General features: G+C 68.4%; 20 protein-coding genes. 8 read left to right on the top strand and 12 right to left on the bottom strand.

Annotated elements, in window-relative coordinates; translation table 11 throughout:
* Nucleotides 1-7 precede the first annotated feature (7 nt).
* From ABQE44_RS13840 to ABQE44_RS13830, 3 genes are read right to left on the bottom strand one after another with little or no spacing between them, the layout of a single operon-like run.
* Entirely contained in the window at nt 8-853 is an 846-nt protein-coding gene (locus ABQE44_RS13840) for a sugar phosphate isomerase/epimerase family protein (protein WP_448392282.1), read from the bottom strand.
* Nucleotides 854-870: 17 nt separating this feature from the next.
* Nucleotides 871-1,968, bottom strand: coding sequence for an Rv0497 family membrane protein (locus ABQE44_RS13835; protein ID WP_448392283.1), 1,098 nt, complete (start codon nt 1,966-1,968; stop codon nt 871-873).
* 25 nt (nt 1,969-1,993) lie between these two features.
* Nucleotides 1,994-2,974 carry a Ppx/GppA family phosphatase gene (locus tag ABQE44_RS13830; RefSeq protein WP_448392284.1) on the bottom strand — a complete coding sequence of 327 codons (981 nt, stop codon included), beginning with the start codon at nt 2,972-2,974 and terminating at the stop codon, nt 1,994-1,996.
* Nucleotides 2,975-3,006: 32 nt separating this feature from the next.
* On the opposite strand from ABQE44_RS13830, the gene ABQE44_RS13825 reads away from it, so the two are divergent.
* Nucleotides 3,007-3,783, top strand: coding sequence for a DUF3109 family protein (locus ABQE44_RS13825; RefSeq protein ID WP_448430334.1), 777 nt, complete (start codon nt 3,007-3,009; stop codon nt 3,781-3,783).
* Between the two features lie 76 nt (nt 3,784-3,859).
* Here ABQE44_RS13825 and ABQE44_RS13820 read toward each other — a convergent pair whose 3' ends face one another.
* From ABQE44_RS13820 to mshA, 5 genes are all read right to left on the bottom strand, one after another.
* The gene (locus tag ABQE44_RS13820; RefSeq protein ID WP_448392286.1) at nt 3,860-4,546 is read right to left on the bottom strand and encodes a winged helix-turn-helix domain-containing protein; all 687 of its coding nucleotides are present in this window, start codon (nt 4,544-4,546) and stop codon (nt 3,860-3,862) included.
* Nucleotides 4,543-5,718: a sensor histidine kinase gene (locus ABQE44_RS13815; protein WP_448430332.1), complete on the bottom strand. Its 1,176-nt coding sequence runs from the start codon at nt 5,716-5,718 to the stop codon at nt 4,543-4,545. Before ABQE44_RS13815 ends, ABQE44_RS13820 begins: the two co-directional genes overlap by 4 nt.
* Before the next feature lie 130 nt (nt 5,719-5,848).
* Nucleotides 5,849-6,598: a phosphoglyceromutase gene (locus ABQE44_RS13810; protein WP_448392288.1), complete on the bottom strand. Its 750-nt coding sequence runs from the start codon at nt 6,596-6,598 to the stop codon at nt 5,849-5,851.
* Nucleotides 6,599-6,685: 87 nt separating this feature from the next.
* Nucleotides 6,686-7,192 carry a type III secretion system chaperone family protein gene (locus ABQE44_RS13805; RefSeq protein WP_448392289.1) on the bottom strand — a complete coding sequence of 169 codons (507 nt, stop codon included), beginning with the start codon at nt 7,190-7,192 and terminating at the stop codon, nt 6,686-6,688.
* Complete coding sequence (mshA, locus tag ABQE44_RS13800) at nt 7,189-8,520, bottom strand: D-inositol-3-phosphate glycosyltransferase (RefSeq protein ID WP_448430330.1); 1,332 nt, start codon at nt 8,518-8,520, stop codon at nt 7,189-7,191. Before mshA ends, ABQE44_RS13805 begins: the two co-directional genes overlap by 4 nt.
* A gap of 99 nt (nt 8,521-8,619) precedes the next feature.
* On the opposite strand from mshA, the gene ABQE44_RS13795 reads away from it, so the two are divergent.
* Genes ABQE44_RS13795 through ABQE44_RS13785 form a run of 3 tightly spaced genes read left to right on the top strand, consistent with a single transcriptional unit; the run spans nt 8,620 to nt 10,071 of the window.
* Complete coding sequence (locus ABQE44_RS13795; RefSeq protein ID WP_448392291.1) at nt 8,620-8,850, top strand: CopG family transcriptional regulator; 231 nt, start codon at nt 8,620-8,622, stop codon at nt 8,848-8,850.
* Nucleotides 8,851-9,279, top strand: a complete 429-nt coding sequence (locus ABQE44_RS13790) for a TA system VapC family ribonuclease toxin (protein WP_448392292.1) — start codon at nt 8,851-8,853, stop codon at nt 9,277-9,279.
* 45 nt (nt 9,280-9,324) lie between these two features.
* Nucleotides 9,325-10,071, top strand: a complete 747-nt coding sequence (locus tag ABQE44_RS13785; RefSeq protein ID WP_448392293.1) for an SDR family oxidoreductase — start codon at nt 9,325-9,327, stop codon at nt 10,069-10,071.
* Nucleotides 10,072-10,127: 56 nt separating this feature from the next.
* Here ABQE44_RS13785 and ABQE44_RS13780 read toward each other — a convergent pair whose 3' ends face one another.
* Nucleotides 10,128-11,423: a L,D-transpeptidase gene (locus ABQE44_RS13780; RefSeq protein WP_448392294.1), complete on the bottom strand. Its 1,296-nt coding sequence runs from the start codon at nt 11,421-11,423 to the stop codon at nt 10,128-10,130.
* A gap of 15 nt (nt 11,424-11,438) precedes the next feature.
* Nucleotides 11,439-12,494, bottom strand: a complete 1,056-nt coding sequence (locus ABQE44_RS13775) for a UDP-N-acetylmuramate dehydrogenase (RefSeq protein WP_448392295.1) — start codon at nt 12,492-12,494, stop codon at nt 11,439-11,441.
* 26 nt (nt 12,495-12,520) lie between these two features.
* Here ABQE44_RS13775 and ABQE44_RS13770 point away from each other — a divergent pair, with 26 nt between their 5' ends.
* Genes ABQE44_RS13770 through ABQE44_RS13755 form a run of 4 tightly spaced genes read left to right on the top strand, consistent with a single transcriptional unit; the run spans nt 12,521 to nt 15,356 of the window.
* Complete coding sequence (locus tag ABQE44_RS13770) at nt 12,521-13,033, top strand: DUF2505 domain-containing protein (protein ID WP_448430328.1); 513 nt, start codon at nt 12,521-12,523, stop codon at nt 13,031-13,033.
* 22 nt (nt 13,034-13,055) lie between these two features.
* On the top strand, nt 13,056-13,568 hold the full coding sequence (locus tag ABQE44_RS13765; RefSeq protein WP_448430326.1) for a DUF2505 domain-containing protein: 513 nt from the start codon (nt 13,056-13,058) through the stop codon (nt 13,566-13,568).
* 58 nt (nt 13,569-13,626) lie between these two features.
* Nucleotides 13,627-14,454 (top strand): carbon-nitrogen hydrolase family protein, encoded by an 828-nt coding sequence (locus tag ABQE44_RS13760; protein WP_448430324.1) that lies wholly within the window; start codon nt 13,627-13,629, stop codon nt 14,452-14,454.
* On the top strand, nt 14,451-15,356 hold the full coding sequence (locus ABQE44_RS13755; protein WP_448430322.1) for an LmeA family phospholipid-binding protein: 906 nt from the start codon (nt 14,451-14,453) through the stop codon (nt 15,354-15,356). Before ABQE44_RS13760 ends, ABQE44_RS13755 begins: the two co-directional genes overlap by 4 nt.
* 4 nt (nt 15,357-15,360) lie before the next feature.
* Here the strand turns inward: ABQE44_RS13755 and ABQE44_RS13750 are convergent, their stop codons facing one another.
* A complete protein-coding gene (locus ABQE44_RS13750) occupies nt 15,361-16,812 on the bottom strand; it encodes a zinc ribbon domain-containing protein (protein ID WP_448392300.1) in 1,452 nt (483 codons plus the stop codon).
* Nucleotides 16,809-18,443: a S53 family peptidase gene (locus ABQE44_RS13745; RefSeq protein WP_448430320.1), complete on the bottom strand. Its 1,635-nt coding sequence runs from the start codon at nt 18,441-18,443 to the stop codon at nt 16,809-16,811. The genes ABQE44_RS13750 and ABQE44_RS13745 overlap by 4 nt, the downstream gene beginning before the upstream one ends.
* Nucleotides 18,444-18,523: the final 80 nt, after the last annotated feature.

The following is an 18,523-nucleotide window of genomic DNA, read 5'->3' as shown; positions in this document are numbered from 1 at the left end:
GGGAATGTCAGCGCAGCAGGTGCGCGCGAGCGAACTGCAGCGACTCCGTCAGCAGCGCTTCACGCTCGGCGGCGGTGCGCGCGCCCGACGTGGTCACCTCAAGGATCACATGCCCGGCAAAGTCGCTGGCCGCCAGCATCTCGCAGATCTCGACGGCGGGCTGGGTGCCGTGGCCGGGCACCAGATGCTCGTCGGTGGAGGCGCCGCTGCCGTCACACAGGTGCAGGTGCACCAACCCGTCCCCCATCCGGCGGGCCATGTCGACCGCGTCGGTGCCCGCCGTGGCCGTGTGGGACAGGTCCAGCGTGTAGTGGGCGTGGTTGCCGTCCAGCGGGTCGTAGGACGGCGCGAACGCCGAGATGCCGGGTCCGGGCCTTCCGCCGCGTTTGCGCATCCGCTCGATCGACGTCTGGCCGGCGCCGAAGAACCGGTCGGCGCGGAACGGGAACATGTTCTCGACCGCGACCAGCACGTCGCTGGACGCCTCGAGTTCGGCGACCTGTTCGCTGAACCCTTCGGCGTAGCGGCGCTGCCAGCGAAACGGCGGGTGCACGACGACGGTCTGGGCGCCCAGGTCCTCGGCGGCGCGCACGCTGCGCTCCAGTTTGGGGATCGGGTTGGCGCCCCACACCCGCTGCGAGATCAGCAGACACGGCGCGTGCACCGACAACACCGGCACCCCGTAGCGCTCCGACAGCTTCGCGACGGCCTTGACGTCCTGGCTGACCGTTTCGGCCCACACCATCAGCTCGACACCGTCGTAGCCGAGCCGTGCGGCGTACTCAAACGCGGCCTCGGTTCTCAGCGGATAGACCGAGGCCGTCGACAGACCGACCTTGATGGCGGGGCGCACAGGTTATCGGCCGGCGCCTAGCCCGACTGCAACAGTGCCAGCGGGCCGAGCGTGACCAGGGCGCCGACCGCCACCGCGATCAGCGTGCTGCCGATGTCCTCGGTCTTGCGCACCACCCGCACACCCACGACGAGGCCGAGGATCACCAGCACCGACAGCATCAGCGCGACGATGTTGTTCCACTTCCACAGCTGGTCGAACGCGATGAACAGGCCCGCGCCGAACGCGACCGCGACGACGCACTGCCCGACCACCCAGGCCGCCCGCAGGATCGACGACATCCGGCTGCCCGCCGGGGCCGCATCAACCTCGTCGACCTCGTCGGCCTCCTCTTCCTCGCGGTCGTCGAGGTCGATGTCTTCGGGACCGGGGCGCGTACCGCGCCGGGCGAGGTCGTCGGCGACCGTCTGGCCGCCGAACAGCGGTCCGGCCGTGGAGCGCAGGTACGACGGCAGCTCGTCGTCGTCCTCGGCGGCCTCGTCGACGTCGGTTTCGGCGTGTTCGGTCGGTGAGTCCGCGTCGTCCAGGTCGGTCTCGGTGTCGGCCCAACCGACAACCGGGTCCGGGCTCATCTGCTCGGCGCCCACCTCGTCGGTCGGCTGGCCCGACGCGGGGCGCCGCGACGGTGCGAAGAAGTCCAGGTCGTCGTCCTGTTCGCGGTGTTCGACGTAGGCGGCGTAGTCGGCGACCGCGTCGGCGTAATCGTCGTCGACGTCGTCGTCGGTGGCGGCGTCCCCGGCGACGGTGTCTTCGGCGTCAGCGACATCAACGTCGGCTGCTTCGTCCTCGATTTCGGGTTCCGCGACTTCGGCGACGTCGGCGTCTTCAGCTTCGGTCTCGACCGCCTGGGCGACGGCGCCGTCGGTCTCCACAGCCTCGGAATCGGCCCCGGTGTCCGGCGCTGCGGCCGCGACGGTGTCGGTGTCGACGTCCCCGTCGGGGCGGATGATCGGGATCTCGCCGGTCAACTCGGCGACCGTGATCGAACCCGTGTCGCCGCGGCGGCGCCTGCGCCGCCCACCCAGCGGTGGTGCCCCGATGGTGCCGTTGCGCGCGAGCAACTCCGCAACCGAGATCGGTCGCGTGTTGCTGCTGCTGTCGTCTGGTCCTGTCATCGTCTGTCGCCTCTGGGCCTCGTCACTATCGTCCAACATGTCGTCCGGACGTTTCCAGTGTGGTCGGACTGTCGCTCCCGTTGGCTTCGCTGTCGAGTTTCCGCAGAATAAGCCCTTCTCGCAACGCCCACGGGCAGATGTCCACGGTCTCCACAGCAAGCGCGTTCATGCTTGCCTCGGCCACCAACGCCCCGGCCACGATCTGCGGCGCCCGGTCGCTGCTCACCCCTTCCAACTCCGCGCGGTCAGCAGCGGTCATCCTAGAGATGAAAGCTATGAGCTGCCTAAGGCCGGTCGCGGTGAGGGTCCTTTTCACCCTCGGCCCTGCTCCCGAAGGTGCCGCTCCGGTCAGCCGAGCCAGCGAGCGAAACGTCTTGGAAGTGGCCACGGCCAGGTCGGGGGCGCCGGCCTTGAGCACTTCGGCCCCGGCGTCGGCGAGTTCGGTGGCCAGCCAGTCGCGCAGCATCGCGACCCGGCGTCGGCCCGGCGGGTCGTCGGGCAGCCACTCGCGGGTCAGCCGCCCCGCGCCCAGCGGCAGCGACAGCGCGACATCCGGTTCCTCGTCGACGCCGTTGCACAGCTCCAGCGACCCGCCGCCGATGTCGATGTTGACGATGCGTCCGGCGCTCCAGCCGTACCAGCGGCGCACGGCCAGAAACGTCAGCCGCGCCTCCTCGACACCGCCCAGCACCTGGAGCTCCACCCCGGTTTCGGCGTACACCCGCGCGAGCACCGCCTCGGAGTTGGTGGCGTCGCGCACCGCGGAGGTGGCGAAGGCCATCAGCTCCGCGCAGCCGGAGCTGGTCGCGATCCTGGCGAACTCGTCGACGGTGCGGACCAGCTTGTCGGCGCACCTGCGGGTCAGGTTGCCGGAGTTGTCCATTGCTTCGGCGAGCCGCAACGATGCCTTGGTCGAGCTCATCGGCGTCGGGTGGCCGCCGCGGCGGGCATCCACCACCAAAAGGTGAACGGTATTGCTGCCCACGTCGAGCACGCCTAATCGCACCCACCCAACTTAATCGGTCTACCGTTGGATACGTGACTGGCACGCACCCCGGAGAGGTCGAACTTGATTTCGCCCGTGAGTGGGTCGAGTTCCACGACCCCGACAACCCCGAGCATCTGATCGCCGCCGATATGACCTGGCTGCTGTCGCGGTGGACCTGTGTGTTCGGCACGCCCGCCTGCAAGGGCACGGTGGAAGGCCGGCCCGACGACGGGTGTTGTTCGCACGGCGCGTTTTTGTCCGACGACGACGACCGCGCCCGCCTCGACGACGCCGTCAAACAGCTCACCGACGAGGACTGGCAGTTCCGGGACAAAGGGCTGGGCAAGAAGGGTTACCTCGAGGAAGACGAGTACGACGGCGAACCCAACCTTCGCACTCGAAAGTACAAGGGTGCCTGCATCTTTCTGAACCGGCCGGGTTTTTCGGGCGGCATCGGGTGCGCGCTGCACAGCAAGGCGTTGAAGCTGGGTGTGGAGCCGTTGACGATGAAGCCCGACGTGTGCTGGCAGCTGCCGATCCGGCGGGTGCAGGAGTGGGTGGAGCGCCCCGACGGTTCGGAGATCCTCAAGACCTGGATCACCGAATACGACCGCCGGGGCTGGGGCGAGGGCGGCGCCGACCTGCACTGGTACTGCACCGGCGACCCGAACGCTCACGTCGGCGCCCGACCGGTGTGGGAGTCCTACGCACCCGAGCTGACCGAACTGCTCGGCGAGAAGGCCTACGCCGAGCTGGCCGCGATGTGCAAGCGGCGCAGCGCATTAGGCCTCATCGCCATCCATCCTGCGACCCGCGCTGCCGAGTAATCAGCGCGAGCAGACGCGAACACCCCCATTTTCGCGGCATTTCGGGGGCTTTCACGTCTGCTCACGGGAGTTATCGCTAGCCCTCGAGCTTGTAACCGAGGCCACGCACCGTGACCAGATGCACCGGGTTGGCGGGGTCGGCCTCGATCTTGGATCTCAGTCGTTTCACATGCACGTCAAGGGTTTTGGTGTCACCGACATAGTCCGCACCCCACACCCGGTCGATGAGCTGGCCGCGGGTGAGCACCCGGCCGCTGTTGCGCAGCAGGTACTCCAGAAGGTCAAATTCCTTGAGCGGCAAGGTGACCGTTTCGCCGTTGACGGTGACCACGTGCCGTTCCACGTCCATCCGCACCGGACCAGCCTCCAGCACACTTTCACCGATAGCGGAATCCTCGACCTCGGCACCGCGGCGCAGCACCGCCCGGATGCGGGCGATCAACTCACGCGCCGAGTACGGTTTGGTGACGTAGTCGTCGGCACCGATCTCGAGGCCGACGACCTTGTCGATCTCGCTGTCGCGGGCCGTCACCATGATGACGGGAACACTTGAGCGCAAACGTAATTGCCGGCACACGTCGGTTCCACTCATCCCCGGCAGCATCAGGTCGAGCAGCACGATGTCGGCACCGGCCCGCTCGAATTCGGCCAGCGCCGAGGGTCCGTCGGTCACCACGGTGGCTTCAAAGCCCTCCTTGCGGAGCAGAAAGGCCAGGGGATCAGCCAAGGACTCCTCGTCCTCCACGATCAACACGCTGGTCATATCGTTTCGTCGGTCCTCTCGTCTTCGTGATCGGGATAGGCCGGAATCGACAGCGTGAACGTCGATCCCGTGCCTGGTTGGCTCCACAGTCGGATGGATCCGTTGTGGTTGGCGGCGACATGTTTGACGATGGCAAGCCCGAGTCCGGTGCCACCGGTAGCTCGCGAGCGTGCCTTGTCGACGCGGAAGAAGCGTTCGAAGACACGCTCCTGGTCGTCGCGGTCGATGCCGATACCGCGGTCGGTGACCGCGATCTCGATGTTGTCCCCACGTCGGCGTCGGCTGATCGACACCGATGATCCGTTGGGCGAGTATGCGATTGCGTTGGCCACCAGGTTGGCGAGCGCGGTGACCAGCAGCGGCTGATCGCCGAGCACCCGGTAGCCGGTCGGGGTGTCGGTGGTGATCGCGATGTCGGCGTTGTCGGCAACCACCTTGTAGCGCGAAAGTGCCTCCGACACCACGGTGTCCACGTCGACGGCTTCCAGATCCGGAAGCCGTTCAGCGCCCTGCAGCCGTGACAGTTCGATCAGCTCACCGACCATGTTGCCCAGCCGCTTCGACTCGGTGAGCATCTTCTCGGCGAAATGGCGTGCGGTTTCGGGGTCGTCGGCCGATGCCAGCAGCGCCTCGGCGAGCACGCTCATCGCGCCGACGGGCGTCTTGAGTTCGTGGCTGACGTTGGCCACGAAATCTCGGCGGGTGGCCTCCATCCGTGCGTGCTCGGACTGGTCGTCGACGTACACCACGGCGAACCGGCGGTCCTCCTCGGTCAGCAGCCGCACATGGCCGCGGATGGACTGCGCCGTCCGTCCCGGCGTGCTGCGTCGACGCGGCGACAGGTCGACCTCGACATCCTCCCCCGTGGTCAGCGTGCGCTGCGCGGCCAGCCACGTTCGGTCGTCGAGCAGCCGGTCGGTTACCAGACCCAACTTGCGCGCCCGGTCGTTGGTGTAGACGACGTCACGGAAGGTGTCGACCACGACGATGCCCACCGGAGACTGCGAGATCACGTGTTCGAGCATCTGCGAGACGGTGATGCCGGCTTGTTGGGCGGTCCTGCGGCGTCGACGCTCCACCAGGCGGGGAGCAAAGCCCGCCCCGAGCCCGACACCGATCACCAGTGCGAGCAACGCCACCGCGCCAAGCAGTAGCGCCGATACGACACTCACGCGAGAAGCGTACGCATTCGGTGAACGTCATCCCAGCAGCGTGCGGCGTAAACGGGATAAGTCACACAGCAAATCTGAGGTATTCGACTGCTGTTCACCCGGTGTTCGCCCGAAACGGCCGCTCGGCAGACTATTTGGCGCCCTGGGCGGCGACGGCGGCCGCACCGGCCGCGGCGGCTTCAGGATCGAGGTACTGCCCGCCGATGACGGTGGGCTTGAGGTCGGAGTCCAGGTCGTAGCGCAGCGGGATGCCGGTGGGGATGTTGAGGCCGACGATCTCCTCGTCGGACATGCCGTCGAGGTGCTTGACCAGCGCGCGCAGCGAGTTGCCGTGTGCGGCGATCAGCACCGTCTTACCTGCGCGCAGATCGGGTTCGATCACCTCGGTGTAGTACGGCACGAAGCGTTCCACGACGTCTTTGAGGCATTCGGTGCGCGGCGGGCCGCCGGGGATGTCGGCGTAGCGCGGGTCGCCGTCTTCGCTGTAGGTGCTGCCCGGTTCGATTGGCGGCGGTGGGGTGTCGTAGCCGCGCCGCCACGTCATGAACTGCTCTTCGCCGTACTTGTCCTTGGTCTCGGCCTTGTTCAGGCCCTGCAGCGCGCCGTAGTGGCGTTCGTTGAGTCGCCAGTCGCGGTGCACCGGGATCCAGTGCCGGTCGGCGGTGTCCAGCGCGAGGTTGGCGGTGCTGATCGCGCGGCGCAGCAGCGACGTGTAGAGCACGTCGGGTTTGCGGTCGAGCTCCTTCATCAACTCGCCGGCGCGGACGGCTTCGGCGCGTCCCTTTTCGGTGAGGTCGACGTCGACCCATCCGGTGAACAGGTTCTTGGCGTTCCATTCGCTTTCGCCGTGGCGCAGCAGGATGAGCGTGGAGTTACCCATGGCACCGAGACTAGCCCGCGCCGAGTTCGACGAAATGGTGGGATCGACTCGCACAAACCCGCCCAAAGGGGCATTTGGGCGGGAAAATCAGTCGTCGTCGATGAGGTGTTCGAAGGCCCGCAGGTTCTTCAGCGACTCACCGCGCGACACCCGCCACTCCCATTCCTTCTGGATCGACGAACGAAAACCCAACTCCAGCAACGTGTTGAAGTCGGAGTCGACGGCTTCGAGCACCTGACCCAGCACCCGGTCGATCTCGTCGTGGGTCACCGAATGCAGCGCCATGCGGCCGACCAGATAGATGTCGCCGACGTTGTCGAGGGTGTAGGCCACACCGTACATCCGGCGGTTGCGCTTGAGCAGAAAGCGGTAGACGCCCTCGTGGTTCTCGTCAGGTTTGCGGCACACGAACGCCTCGACGCGCACCGAGTGCTCACCGATGGACAGGATCGTGTTGGTCACCAGGCGACGCTCACCGGGCAGCTCGACGATGATCCCGGGCAGTCCGCCGTGTGCGCCCTCGTGGCGGGTACAGACCAGTTGGCTCTCCTTGCAGGCGTCCTCGATGATCTGCTCGACGTCTGCGCTGTTCATGCCCGTACCCGTCGTCTGGTGAAGATGCGTCCGTTGCGACGCGCGGCGGCGTCGCGGGGTTGATGCCGTGCGCGGTAGTCGCTGATCGCGCGGCCGTAGCTGGCCAGCAGCGCGTCGACGGTGTGCGACCAGGAGAACGTCGAGGCGTGCGCGACGGCCGCGCTGCTCAACGTGGCCGGGTCCCGCTCCAACAGCGCCCCGAGGGCCGCGGACCAGTCGTCGATGTCGTGGCTATGCACCAGGGTGCCGCTGACCCCGTCGCGCACGGCCACGGGCAGCCCGCCGACCGCGGCGGCCACCACCGGGGTGCCGCATGCCTGCGCCTCGACGGCGACCAGACCGAACGACTCCGAATGGCTCGGCACCGCGATCAGGTCGGCGGCCCGGTACACGTTGACCAGTTGCTCGCGCGACTGCGGCGGCAGGAACGTCACCCGGTCGCCGATACCCAGATCGTCGGCCAGCCGAATCAGCCCGTCGGGCGCCGCCAGCCCCGTGCCCGACGGCCCGCCGGCCACCAGCACCCGCACCCCCGGCAGCTTGGCCGCCGCGCGCAGCACCACATCGGGTGCCTTAAGCGGCTGGATGCGCCCGACGAAACCCACCGTCGGCGCATCGAGATCCAGGCCCAGCGCGGCGCGGGCTGCGCGCCGGTCACCCGGGGTGAACGTGTCCAGGTCAACGCCAGGGTGCACGACGTCGATGCGGTCCGGATCGGCCGAATGCAACGAAATCAGTTGTTGGGCTTCGAGTTCGGTATTGACGATCAACCGGTCGGCCTCGTCGACCACCTGCTGTTCACCGACCGCGCGCAGCGGCGGTTCGGGCGCGTCACCGTCGGCCAGCGCGGCGTTCTTGACCGCCGCCAGCGTGTGCGCGGTGTGCACCAGCGGCACCGCCCACCGGTCGCGGGCCAGCCAGCCGACCTGACCCGACAACCAGTAGTGGGAGTGCACGATGTCGTAGTAGCCGGGCTCGTGGGTGGCCTCGGCGCGCAGCACGCCCGCGGTGAACGCGCACAGCTGGGTGGGCAGATCGTATTTGTCGAGGCCCTCGAACGGCCCGGCCACGACGTTGCGCACCAGCACACCGGGCGCCACCGGCACGACGGGCGCGTCGGCCGAGGAGGTCGCACGCGTGAAGATCTCCACCTCGACACCGCGCCGCGCCATCTGCAGAGCGGTCTGCAAGACGTAGACATTCATGCCGCCGGCATCGCCCATACCGGGCTGGGCCAGCGGCGACGTGTGCACCGACAGAACTGCGACGCGTCGCGGAGCCGGGCCGCCGGCGACATCGTCTCCGGGCACATCGGTGACTAGACGCACACACTCATGTCTACACCGCGGGCGCGGGATGCCTCCAAGGGCGGTCGGTCTGCGCATTCGTATGCGTGGTCGGCTACACGCTGATGTTAAGATTTACCCATGCGTACGACAGTGGAGTTCGACCCGGACACCGCCAAGGCTGTCGAGCAGCTGCGCCAGGAGCTCGGAATCGGCGTCAGCCAAGCGGTGAACGAACTGATCCGTCGCGGCCTGATGCCTCGACCCGACGCTCCGCAGTTCCAGCAGCGCACCCGGGCCTCCGGTATCCGAATCGATGTCTCCAACGTGGCCGCCGCTCTAGAAGACCTCGAAGGCGTCGAGGCGCGCTGAGTGCTCGTCGACGCCAACGTGCTGCTATACGCGCATGACACCGACAGCCCCTTCCATGAACCGGCACGCGACTGGCTCGAGCAGGCGCTCAACGGCACGCGCCGGGTGGCCATACCGTGGCAGTCGCTGACGGCCTTCGTCCGCATCGGCACCCATCCTCGGGCGCTCCGCAACCCGATGACGCCCGGTGAGGCGTGGTCTTTTGTCGAGGACTGGCTCGACGCGCCGACCACCTGGATTCCCCAGGCCGGGCGGACGCACCGGGAGATCCTCGGCCGGCTGGTGCGCGACCTCGACCTTCGGGCCAACCTCATCGCCGACGCCGTACTGGCAGCGCTGTGCATCGAGCACGGCCTCACGATGATCAGCGCCGACAGCGACTTCGCCCGCTTCACCGAGATCCGCTGGGTGAACCCGGTCGCGCGCTGATCGGGCTCATGCGGTGGGAACAGCACGACAACTAAGGTTGGGCAGATGACGACACCACAGACCGGGAGTCGGGTCGCGGTGGTCACCGGTGCGAGCGCCGGCATCGGCGAGGCAACCGCGAGAACTCTTGCGGCACAAGGATTTCACGTGGTCTGCGTGGCGCGTCGGGCGGAGCGTGTCGAGGCGCTGGCCAACGAGATCGGCGGTACCGCGAGCGTGACGGACGTCGCGTCCGAGCAGGATGTGGCGGCGCTGGCCGAGGCCCTGGACCGCGTCGATGTGCTGGTCAACAACGCCGGCGGCGCCCGCGGACTGGAGTCGGTGGCCGAGGCCGACATCGACAACTGGCGGTGGATGTGGGAGGCCAACGTGCTCGGCACGCTGCGGGTCACGCGGGCGCTGCTGCCGAAGCTGATCGACTCCGGCGACGGGCTGATCGTCACCGTCACCTCGATCGCGGCGTTCGAGACCTACGACAACGGGTCGGGGTACACGTCGGCCAAACACGCACAGGCCGCGCTGCATCGCACGCTGCGCGGGGAGCTGTTGGGAAAACCGGTGCGGCTCACCGAGATCGCGCCGGGCATGGTGAAGACGGATTTCTCGCTGCGCCGGTTCGAAGGCGACGTGCAGCGCGCCGAGAAGGTGTACCAGGGGGTGACGCCGCTGGTGGCCGAGGACGTCGCCGAGGTGATCGGGTTCGTCGCGTCACGGCCCTCGCACGTCAACCTGGATTCGATCGTGATCCGCCCGCGCGATCAGGCCAGCGCCACCCGCTTCAACCGCCGCTGACGGGTGATTTGTGTGCGTTTAGGCGCGGTGAGCGCAACAAACCGCACACAAACCGCTCAGCGGCCGGCCGGTTGCGGCGCACCCGTCGGGCCACCCGAGGGCGTCGCGGGAGCGGAATCGGGAATCGCCTCGGGTGCGGGCTTCTCGTCCAGCGCCGACATCGCGACCCACTCGTCCCACGGCACCACCCAGTCCCAGATGTCACCGTCGGCGTAGGACAACTCCAGGCGGGTGCCGGTGATCTCGACCGGGTCCCCGTAGATGGCGCTGTTGTAGTACTGCTCGGCGTCGCCCGGCGACAGGTTGATGCAGCCGTTGGTCACGTTGCTGCTGCCCTGCGAGCCCAGGCTGCCCGGGTTGGCGTGGATGAACTCGCCGTTGTTGGAGATGCGCACGGCATGGCGCATGTGCACGTTGGAGTAGCCGGCGGCCGGGTTGCTCATGTAGAAGTCCAGATGCTTCTCGGTGACGACGTGGATACCGCTGCGGGTGACGTTGCGGTCCAGATCGCCCTCGCCGTAGCTGCAGGCGAAGTCCATGATCACCGCGTCGTCGGCGTCGAGCACCTGGATGCGGTGCGACGGCGCGTGCCCGCGCACCACCTGCCGGCGGCCGATCTCGAAGTGCAGAGTCGCATCCTGCGCGCCGTAGGCGCCGTCGCCGAACGGCACACCGTAGAGGCGCGAGTCGACGTTGACCTTGGTGCCGGCTGGAAAGTAGTCCCGGGGGCGCCAGTGCATCCGCGAGCCGCCGACCTCATCGGGCAGCCACGCCCAACTGCCCTCGACGGGCGGGTCGGTGGTCACGGTGACGGCTTCCTCGACGGAGGCCTTGTCGCTGATCGACGCGTCGAACTGCAGGATGATGGGCGCCGCTACGCCGACGACCTGACCGTCGGCGAGCTGGAACCGGCCGTTGACCTGTTTCGTCGGGGCCAGCGTGGTGAACGCGCCTGCCAACGGAACGGCCTTGCCGTCGCGGCCGACGACCGAACCGCTCCAGGTGTACCGCGAGCCGTAACCGAGCGGCTCGGACACGGTGAACTCGGTGCGATCCCGGTTGAGCGTGCCCGCGACCACCTTGCCGTCCGCGTTGGTCAGCGCGACCCGCTGGAACCAGCCGTCGGTGACCGCGACACGCACCGGTGCGACCGGTGAGACGTCGGTGGCCGCGTCGGCCGGTTCCGACGTCACCGTCGGCGCCGGAGGTGCGGCCGCCTCCCCCGATGTCGTGCTGGACCCGGCACAGGCCGCCAGCGTCCCGGGCGCGACGACACCGACCACCAGCGCGGTCAGGGCGCGCCGCCGGCTGATCTGCGGCGGCCAGGCGTCGAAAATCGGGCTGGGGCTCACGCGTTCCCAGCGTACCTAGATACGGCAGCCGACCAGCGCAGGCTCGGGTGTGAGTTCGATCCCGAATGTCGTTCTGACACCGTCGCGTACGGTCCGTGCCAGCGCGATCACGTCGGCCGCCGTGGCCGCGCCCCGGTTGGTGATCGCCAGCGCGTGCTTGGTGGACAGCCGCGCCGGGGCGTCGTCGCCCGGATAGCCTTTCGCGAAGCCGGCGCGTTCGACGAGCCAGCCGGCGGCGAGCTTCACCTGGTCGGCGGCCGGGTAGTTGGGCACGGGGCTGTCGACGCTGGTGCGCAGCCGCTCGAACTCCGCGCGTGACACCACCGGGTTGGTGAAGAAGGACCCCACACTCCAGGTGTCGTGGTCGGCCTCATCGAGCACCATGCCCTTGCGCGCCCGCAACTCCAGCACCGTGTCCCGCACCCGCACGGGGTCGACGTGCGCCCCGGCCTCCACTTTCAGAGCAGTGGCCAGTTCGCCGTAGCGCATCGGGGCGCTGCGGCCGTTGGTGTCGAGCGCGAACTCCACTTCGAGCACGATCGCGTCGTGCGAGTGCTTGAGGGCGCTGGTGCGGTACCCGAACTGCAGCGCGTGCGCGGCGACCCACCGGTCCTCGCCGGTGCGACGGTCCAGCAGCCGCACGCGACGCAAGGTGTCGGCGACTTCGGCGCCGTATGCGCCGACGTTCTGTACCGGGGTGGCGCCCGCCGAACCCGGTATGCCGGAAAGACATTCGAGCCCGCCGAGACCATGTGCCAGCGATGTCACGACGACGTCGTCCCACACCGCACCCGCCTCGGCGCGCACCACGTTGTCTTCGACGGTCACCTCGGTGTTGGCGAGCAGGATCACGGTCAGGTCGGTGAGGTCATCGGCCAGCACGACGTTGGATCCGCCGGCGAGGACGAGCGCGTCGTCGTCGGGTCCGAGGGCACGTACGACGTCCACCACTTTTTCAGTGGTGTCGCAGGTGATGAGGCGCTGTGCGACCCCACCGACCCGCAGCGTGGTCAGCGGGCCCAGCGGCACCGCCTCGGCGACGGACGCGCCCCCTATGACCGATGTGACCACGGGCGGTAACGGTAGCGTGGCCAGCTATGCCGCGTTCATTCGACATGGCCGCCGAATACGGGGGCAGCGTCGAACAGGTGCACCGGGCCTTCCGCGACGAGCGGTATTGGTGGGCTCGGCTGGCCGATTCCGGCGCCGACGACTACTCGCTGGACTCGATGGCGGTCACCGAGGACGGCGGAATCGACGTGGTCACCACCCAGATGTTGCGTGCCGACCGGTTGCCCGGCCTGGTCACGCAGTTTCACCGCGGCGATCTGAGCGTCATCCGCGAGGAGACGTGGAGCCCGGTGCACGACGGACGCGCCGGCGCGACGGTCAACGGTTCGATCGGGGGCGCCCCTGCCAGCCTGTCCGGCACCGCCGTGTTGAAGCCGGCAACCTCAGGCAGCGGCTCGCGGCTCGAGTTCAGCGTCGCTGTCGAGGTTCGGGTGCCACTGGTGGGCGGCAAGATCGAGAACTTCATCGGCTCTCAGCTGACGGAGCTGCTCATCGCCGAACAACGCTTCACCACCATGTGGATCACCGAAAACGCCTAGTCAATAAGTAGACTTAGGCGCCATGTCGCGTCGCATGGAGTACACCATCGCGTTCGACGTGCCCGCGGAGAAGATGTATCAGGATTTCACCAGCCGCGACTACTGGCAAAGCCTGATGGGCGCCTATCGGCGGCTGAGCCCGTCGGAGATCACGTCGTTCGCCTCCGATGAGCGGGGCACCGACATCGTGTTTGTGCAAGAGGTGCCGCGCTCGGAGTTGCCTGCGATCGCGCGGTCGGTGGTGCCCTCCGACATGGTCATCACCCGCAAGCAGCATTTCGACCCGTTCGACCACGCGAACAATCGGGCCAAGGGCCACTACGCGGCGTCCATACCGCGTGGGCCCGGCCGGTTCGGCGGCCAGTACGTTCTGACCGACACCGACGCCGGCAGCCAGTTGCGGTTGGCCAGCGTCTGCAAGGTGTCGATTCCGTTGGTCGGCGGTGCGCTCGAGGACCTGATCTTGCACCACATCAAGTACCTCTTCGACGCGGAGGAGGAGTTCGCCGCGCACTGGATCTCGCGGCATCATTGAGCGCGCTGGCCGCCGAGCGCACCATTTGGGCGACGGCGGCCCGTCTAGGCTCGGCACCATGCGGATTGCGCTGGCGCAGATCCTCAGCGGCGCCGAACCGGCGGCAAACCTGGGGCTGGTCGAGGAGTACACCCGCCGCGCCGCCGACGCCGGCGCGCGGATGGTGTTGTTTCCCGAGGCCACGATGTGCCGGTTCGGGGTGCCGCTCGGCCCGATCGCCGAACCGCGGGACGGGCCGTGGGCCGCGGGCGTGCGGGCCATCGCCGAACGGGCCGGCATCGTCGTGGTCGCGGGCATGTTCGTACCGGCCCCCGACGGGCGGGTGACCAACACGTTGATCGCGACGGGCCCCAGCACCGACGGGCTCGTCGATGCGCACTACGACAAGATCTATCTCTACGACGCGTTCGGGTTCGCCGAATCCAGAACCGTCGCGCCCGGCCGTGAGCCGGTGACGATCAACGTCGACGGTGTAATCGTCGGCCTCACCCTGTGCTACGACGTCCGCTTCCCCGAGCTCTACGTGGAATTGGCCCGCCGCGGAGCACAACTGATCACCGTGCACGCCTCGTGGGGCAGCGGCGACGGCAAGCTCGACCAGTGGACGCTCTTGGCCCGGGCCCGCGCGATCGACACCACCGGCTTCGTCGCCGCCGTCGACCAGGCCTACCCGGGTGACGAGATCGCTGCCGCCGGTCCCACCGGTGTCGGCGGCAGCCTGGTTGCCTCGCCGGTCGGCCAGGTCATCGCGTCGGCAGGCGCCGACCCGCAGCTGCTCGTCACCGACATCGACCCGGCCGCCGCGCGCCAGGCCCGCGAGACGATCGCGGTGATGAACAACCGCGCGGAGTTCAACTCCTCGGGTAAGGCAGAATCGCGCAAATGACTGATCCGTGGTCCCGCCCGGAGCCGCCACCGCAGCCCGGCCCGCCACCGCAACAGCCCGGCGTGCCGCCGGGCTCACCGCCACCCGGCCCACCCGGGCCACCGCCACCCGGCCCACCCGGGCCGCCGCCCCCCGGAGATGAGGACCCGTCGATCCTGGGCAAGCTGACCAGCCTGTTGCGCGATCCGCTGTCGATCGTGCTCGTCATCGTCATCGTGCTGGCCCTGACGTTCGCCGGGGTGCTCGCCGGTGAGCTCTACGCACGCAACCGGGCCAACACCGTGGTGGCCGGCGTCGTGGAATGCGTGGTCGAGGACAAGGCGAGCGCGTCGTTCGGCGTCATGCCCCCGTTTTTGTGGCAGCACATGACCGGGCACTACACCAACATCCACATCGAGACGGCAGGCAACCAGATCCGCGACGCCAAGGGGATGAAGGTGGTCCTGGAGATCAACGACGTGCGGCTCGAGGACACCGCCACTTCCAGCGGTTCGGTCGGCTCGCTGGTCGCCCACATCACCTGGTCGGCCGACGGCATCCGGCAGACGATCGCCGATTCGGTACCGCTCGTCGGCGCATTCATCAACGGGGTGACGACCAATCCGTCCGAGGGCACCATCGAACTGGAAGGCACGCTGGGCAGCATCAAGGCCAAGCCGGTCGTGGTCGACGACGGGCTCTCGCTACAGGTCACCGAGCTCACCGGGCTGGGCTTCACCCTGCCGCGCGAAGCGGTGCAGCCGGCACTGGACGCCTTCACCGCCCAGCTGACGGAGAACTACCCGATGGGCATCTCCGCCGACTCGGTGCAGGTCACCGATTCCGGTGTGGTGAGCCAGTTCTCCACGCAGAACGCGTCGATGCCGAAGGGCGAAGAAGACCCCTGTTTCGCGGAACTCTAACGGTTCAGCCGGACAGGTCGCGCCACCGGAAGCTGTTGACATACTTGCCCATATCCATGGCCAGCTGGAGGTTGGCCGCTGACGGATGCCCTGGGCCATCGTCGGGGGTGAACTCGCGGTAGGGGCCGATCGCGGCGGCCACCAACGCGTAGTCGTACTTGACGGCGACCATCACGATCGCCCGTGTCCGGTTGAAGGGTCCGTAGTCGTCGACGACGACGCCGTAGCCGGGTTCGTAGCCCACCATGGCGTTGGGGATCTCGTAATCGGTTACCGCGTCGGGAAAGTGCTCGCTGATCAGGTCCTCGGCGATCTGTTTGGCCGACTGCTCGTGTGCGGGCATCCCGAACAGGTGCATCGTGCCGGTGTCGCCGGCCACGAACTCCAGCTGCACGCCGTCGGGGTTCAGCGTCGCCTCGTAAGCCGTTCCGGGGCCGGGGTATTGGACGGTGAACGCGCCGTCGCCGGATACGAAGCGCGGGTTGGACTCGACTTCCTCGCCGAACGGCGGAATGCCGCAGTCCGGTGGGCAGGCGAACGGCGCAGGCGGCGGGGTCAGCAACGCCGCGGCGGCCACCCCGCCTGCGGCCGCGACGCCGACGCCCGCACCCAGCACCGTGAGCACCCTGGCGGGGTTCAGGTGGCGCACCCGCCGGTCAGGATCCGCGGCGTCAGGTTGGTGCTGCAGCATGTCCCGCAGCCCGATCCGCAGCGCCAGCAGGGCGAGCACCGCGATCACCGCGTGCAGGGCGAAATGCTGGCCGTGCAACAGCGGCGAAACCTCGAGAAGGCCCGTAGCCGCGTAAAGCCCCAGCGCCACAACCACACTGACGGCGATCAGCCGCCGTCGACCCGACCACAGCGCGGCGCCGACCAAGCCACCGATCGCCGCGGCGGTCACCGGGATCGCCGCGCCCACGATCCCGGCCTGCGCCAGCAGGGCGCTCACCGGCCGGTCCTGTGCGGTGATACCCATCGTCAACTGCGGCGCCAACCGGATCATGGCGGCCGCTGCGCTGAACACGACCGCGCTCGACGCGCCGAGCGCGAAGCCGTCCAGTGGCTTCCTGTCGGGTTGGCGGATCAGCCGAGCCGCCGCGACCGGCACAAGCATGAAAACAGCGCCGACGGTGGGTATTGCGACGCCGACCAGGTAGGCCTGCTCGTCGGTCTGCGGTCCGAACACCGCGATGTCATACGCATCCGCGGAGACCACACCGATCAGCCACGCCCAGCCGGCACCGATGACCACCGCCAACACCGTCGTCACCGCCAGCCAGCGCGCCGGCAGATCGCGGTGGACGTCCGCCTCGTACAGATACAGCGCCAACACGAGCGGCACCCCAACCACGCTGACCATGATCAACGGGGCCGGTAACCGCAACAGCGCCAACACGATCGCGGTCACCACCAGGATCGCCAACGCGGCGCTCAACAGACGGCGACGCTCACTCACCGCGGGGCCGTCCCCCTCTGCAGGTCGAGGAGGTTGCGCGCCAGGTTGTAGATGTTGGGGCTGCCGAGGCCGGTGACAAGGTCGTAGCCGGGTTGCGTCAGGTCGACGGCGTTGCCGCCGCGGCGCACATCGCGAAAGCCCGGCAGGTTGGATCCGGCGGCAACCCGGTACAGCTGCGGGTTGAGGTTGCCGAGCTGGTGGCCGCCGTTGGCCACCACGTACTGGTTCATCAGCACGGTCAACGCGGCCCAGATCGGTGCCGCTTGCGATGTGCCGCCGCCGAGCACCTCCTGCCCGCCGTAGATGAACCGCACCCCGGTGAACGGATCCGCGACGGCGGCGACGTCGGGTGAGAGCCGCTTGAACGCGGTGTCGCGCTCCACCGACAACCGCTGCTGCCACTGCGGGCGCTCGAACAACTGCGATACCCCACCGCTACTGCCGTGCGACAGCGGTGAATCCACCCAGGCGTGCTCGCCGCGCCACTGCCCGCGCGGCCCGGTCGACAGGGTGGTTCCGCCGACCGCGGTCATGGTGGGCAGCGACGAGACGGAGTCCAGCCCGACGTCGTCGGCGCCCGGCGGCGACGACCACTCGTCGCCGCCCTTACATTCCAGCCCACCGTTGTCGCCGCTGGCGTCGAAGGCCGACGTCCCGCGTTCCTGGGCGGCCGTCAACGCCGCCTGCACCGGGGCGAGATCCGCTGCGGTGACGAGCTTCTCGCAGCCCCACCCGATCGACAGGCTCCAGACCGCGCCGGGGAACTGCTGATCGACCGATTCGAACAGCTGACCGATCTTCTCGTAGGCGCCGTCGCCCACTATGGTCGGGCGGGCGTTGACCACGACAAGCTGCGCATCGGGCGCGATCGCGTGTGCCACTTGCAAATCCATCGCCGTCTCACCATGCGACTCTTCAGGTTGCCCGCCGACCCAGATCGGGGTGAACCGCGGCAGCCCCGACGTGTCCGCGAACAGGTCGAGGTCGTCCTGATCGGCGCCGTCGAACGCGAAGAACACGAGCGTCGCGCCCGCACCGGTGAAGCCCGCGTCGGCCAACGGCGTCGCGTTGTACGCCTCGAGCAGACCCCGCGGCGTCAACCCGCCCATGGGCACGTCGAGCGGAACGAAGTCGGGCGTCTTCGGGTAATGCGGTGTGTAGCTCATGATGCGGCCGACTTCGGTGACCGGTCCGCGCAGCGACGGCGGCACCGGCGGCTGCATCGCCGATGCGTAGAACACCTGCCCCTTCGGGCCGCGGTAGTCGCGCACGGGCACGTCGAACGCACGCGCGACGTTCTCGGCGGCGCCCTCGACGATCGCCCAGCCGTCACCGAGGCGCCACCGCACCCACAGGCCGCGGGCCTGCGCCCAGTCCATCAACGCGTCGGGTCGGCGCGTGCCATCGAGCGTGACGGTGAGCTGGACGTCGGCCGAACGTGACGGACCCAGATCGGTCGAACTGGCCAGCAATGCCGCATAGGGGCCGGTGATCACCGCCGACGGGGGCGTAGCACACGCGGCAGACGCCGCGATCAGCAGCGCGGCGAGGAGGAGGGCCGAAACCCGGCGGCTACTGCCCCCGAGGACCGTGATGGCGGCCAGGTGTGGGGCCTTCAGGCGGCGGAGCATGGACGGTGGGGGTAAACGGATTCGGGTTGCTCGGGTCGATGCGAGGAGCCTTCTCGGTCGGCGCAACAGTCTCCGCCGGG

The sequence above is a fragment of the Mycolicibacterium sp. XJ2546 genome, assembly GCF_053483195.1.
The sequence above is the reverse complement of the archived record's forward strand: the minus strand, read 5'-3'. Positions and strand labels throughout refer to the sequence as shown.

Coding starts and splice junctions, on each gene's coding strand:
- ABQE44_RS13765 (WP_448430326.1), top strand. CDS start 13,056: ATGTCGCGTCGCATGGAGTACACCATCGCGTTCGACGTGCCCGCGGAG.
- ABQE44_RS13835 (WP_448392283.1), bottom strand. CDS start 1,968: ATGACAGGACCAGACGACAGCAGCAGCAACACGCGACCGATCTCGGTT.
- ABQE44_RS13810 (WP_448392288.1), bottom strand. CDS start 6,598: ATGGGTAACTCCACGCTCATCCTGCTGCGCCACGGCGAAAGCGAATGG.
- ABQE44_RS13770 (WP_448430328.1), top strand. CDS start 12,521: ATGCCGCGTTCATTCGACATGGCCGCCGAATACGGGGGCAGCGTCGAA.
- ABQE44_RS13795 (WP_448392291.1), top strand. CDS start 8,620: ATGCGTACGACAGTGGAGTTCGACCCGGACACCGCCAAGGCTGTCGAG.
- ABQE44_RS13755 (WP_448430322.1), top strand. CDS start 14,451: ATGACTGATCCGTGGTCCCGCCCGGAGCCGCCACCGCAGCCCGGCCCG.
- ABQE44_RS13785 (WP_448392293.1), top strand. CDS start 9,325: ATGACGACACCACAGACCGGGAGTCGGGTCGCGGTGGTCACCGGTGCG.
- ABQE44_RS13745 (WP_448430320.1), bottom strand. CDS start 18,443: ATGCTCCGCCGCCTGAAGGCCCCACACCTGGCCGCCATCACGGTCCTC.
- ABQE44_RS13805 (WP_448392289.1), bottom strand. CDS start 7,192: ATGAACAGCGCAGACGTCGAGCAGATCATCGAGGACGCCTGCAAGGAG.
- ABQE44_RS13760 (WP_448430324.1), top strand. CDS start 13,627: ATGCGGATTGCGCTGGCGCAGATCCTCAGCGGCGCCGAACCGGCGGCA.
- ABQE44_RS13820 (WP_448392286.1), bottom strand. CDS start 4,546: ATGACCAGCGTGTTGATCGTGGAGGACGAGGAGTCCTTGGCTGATCCC.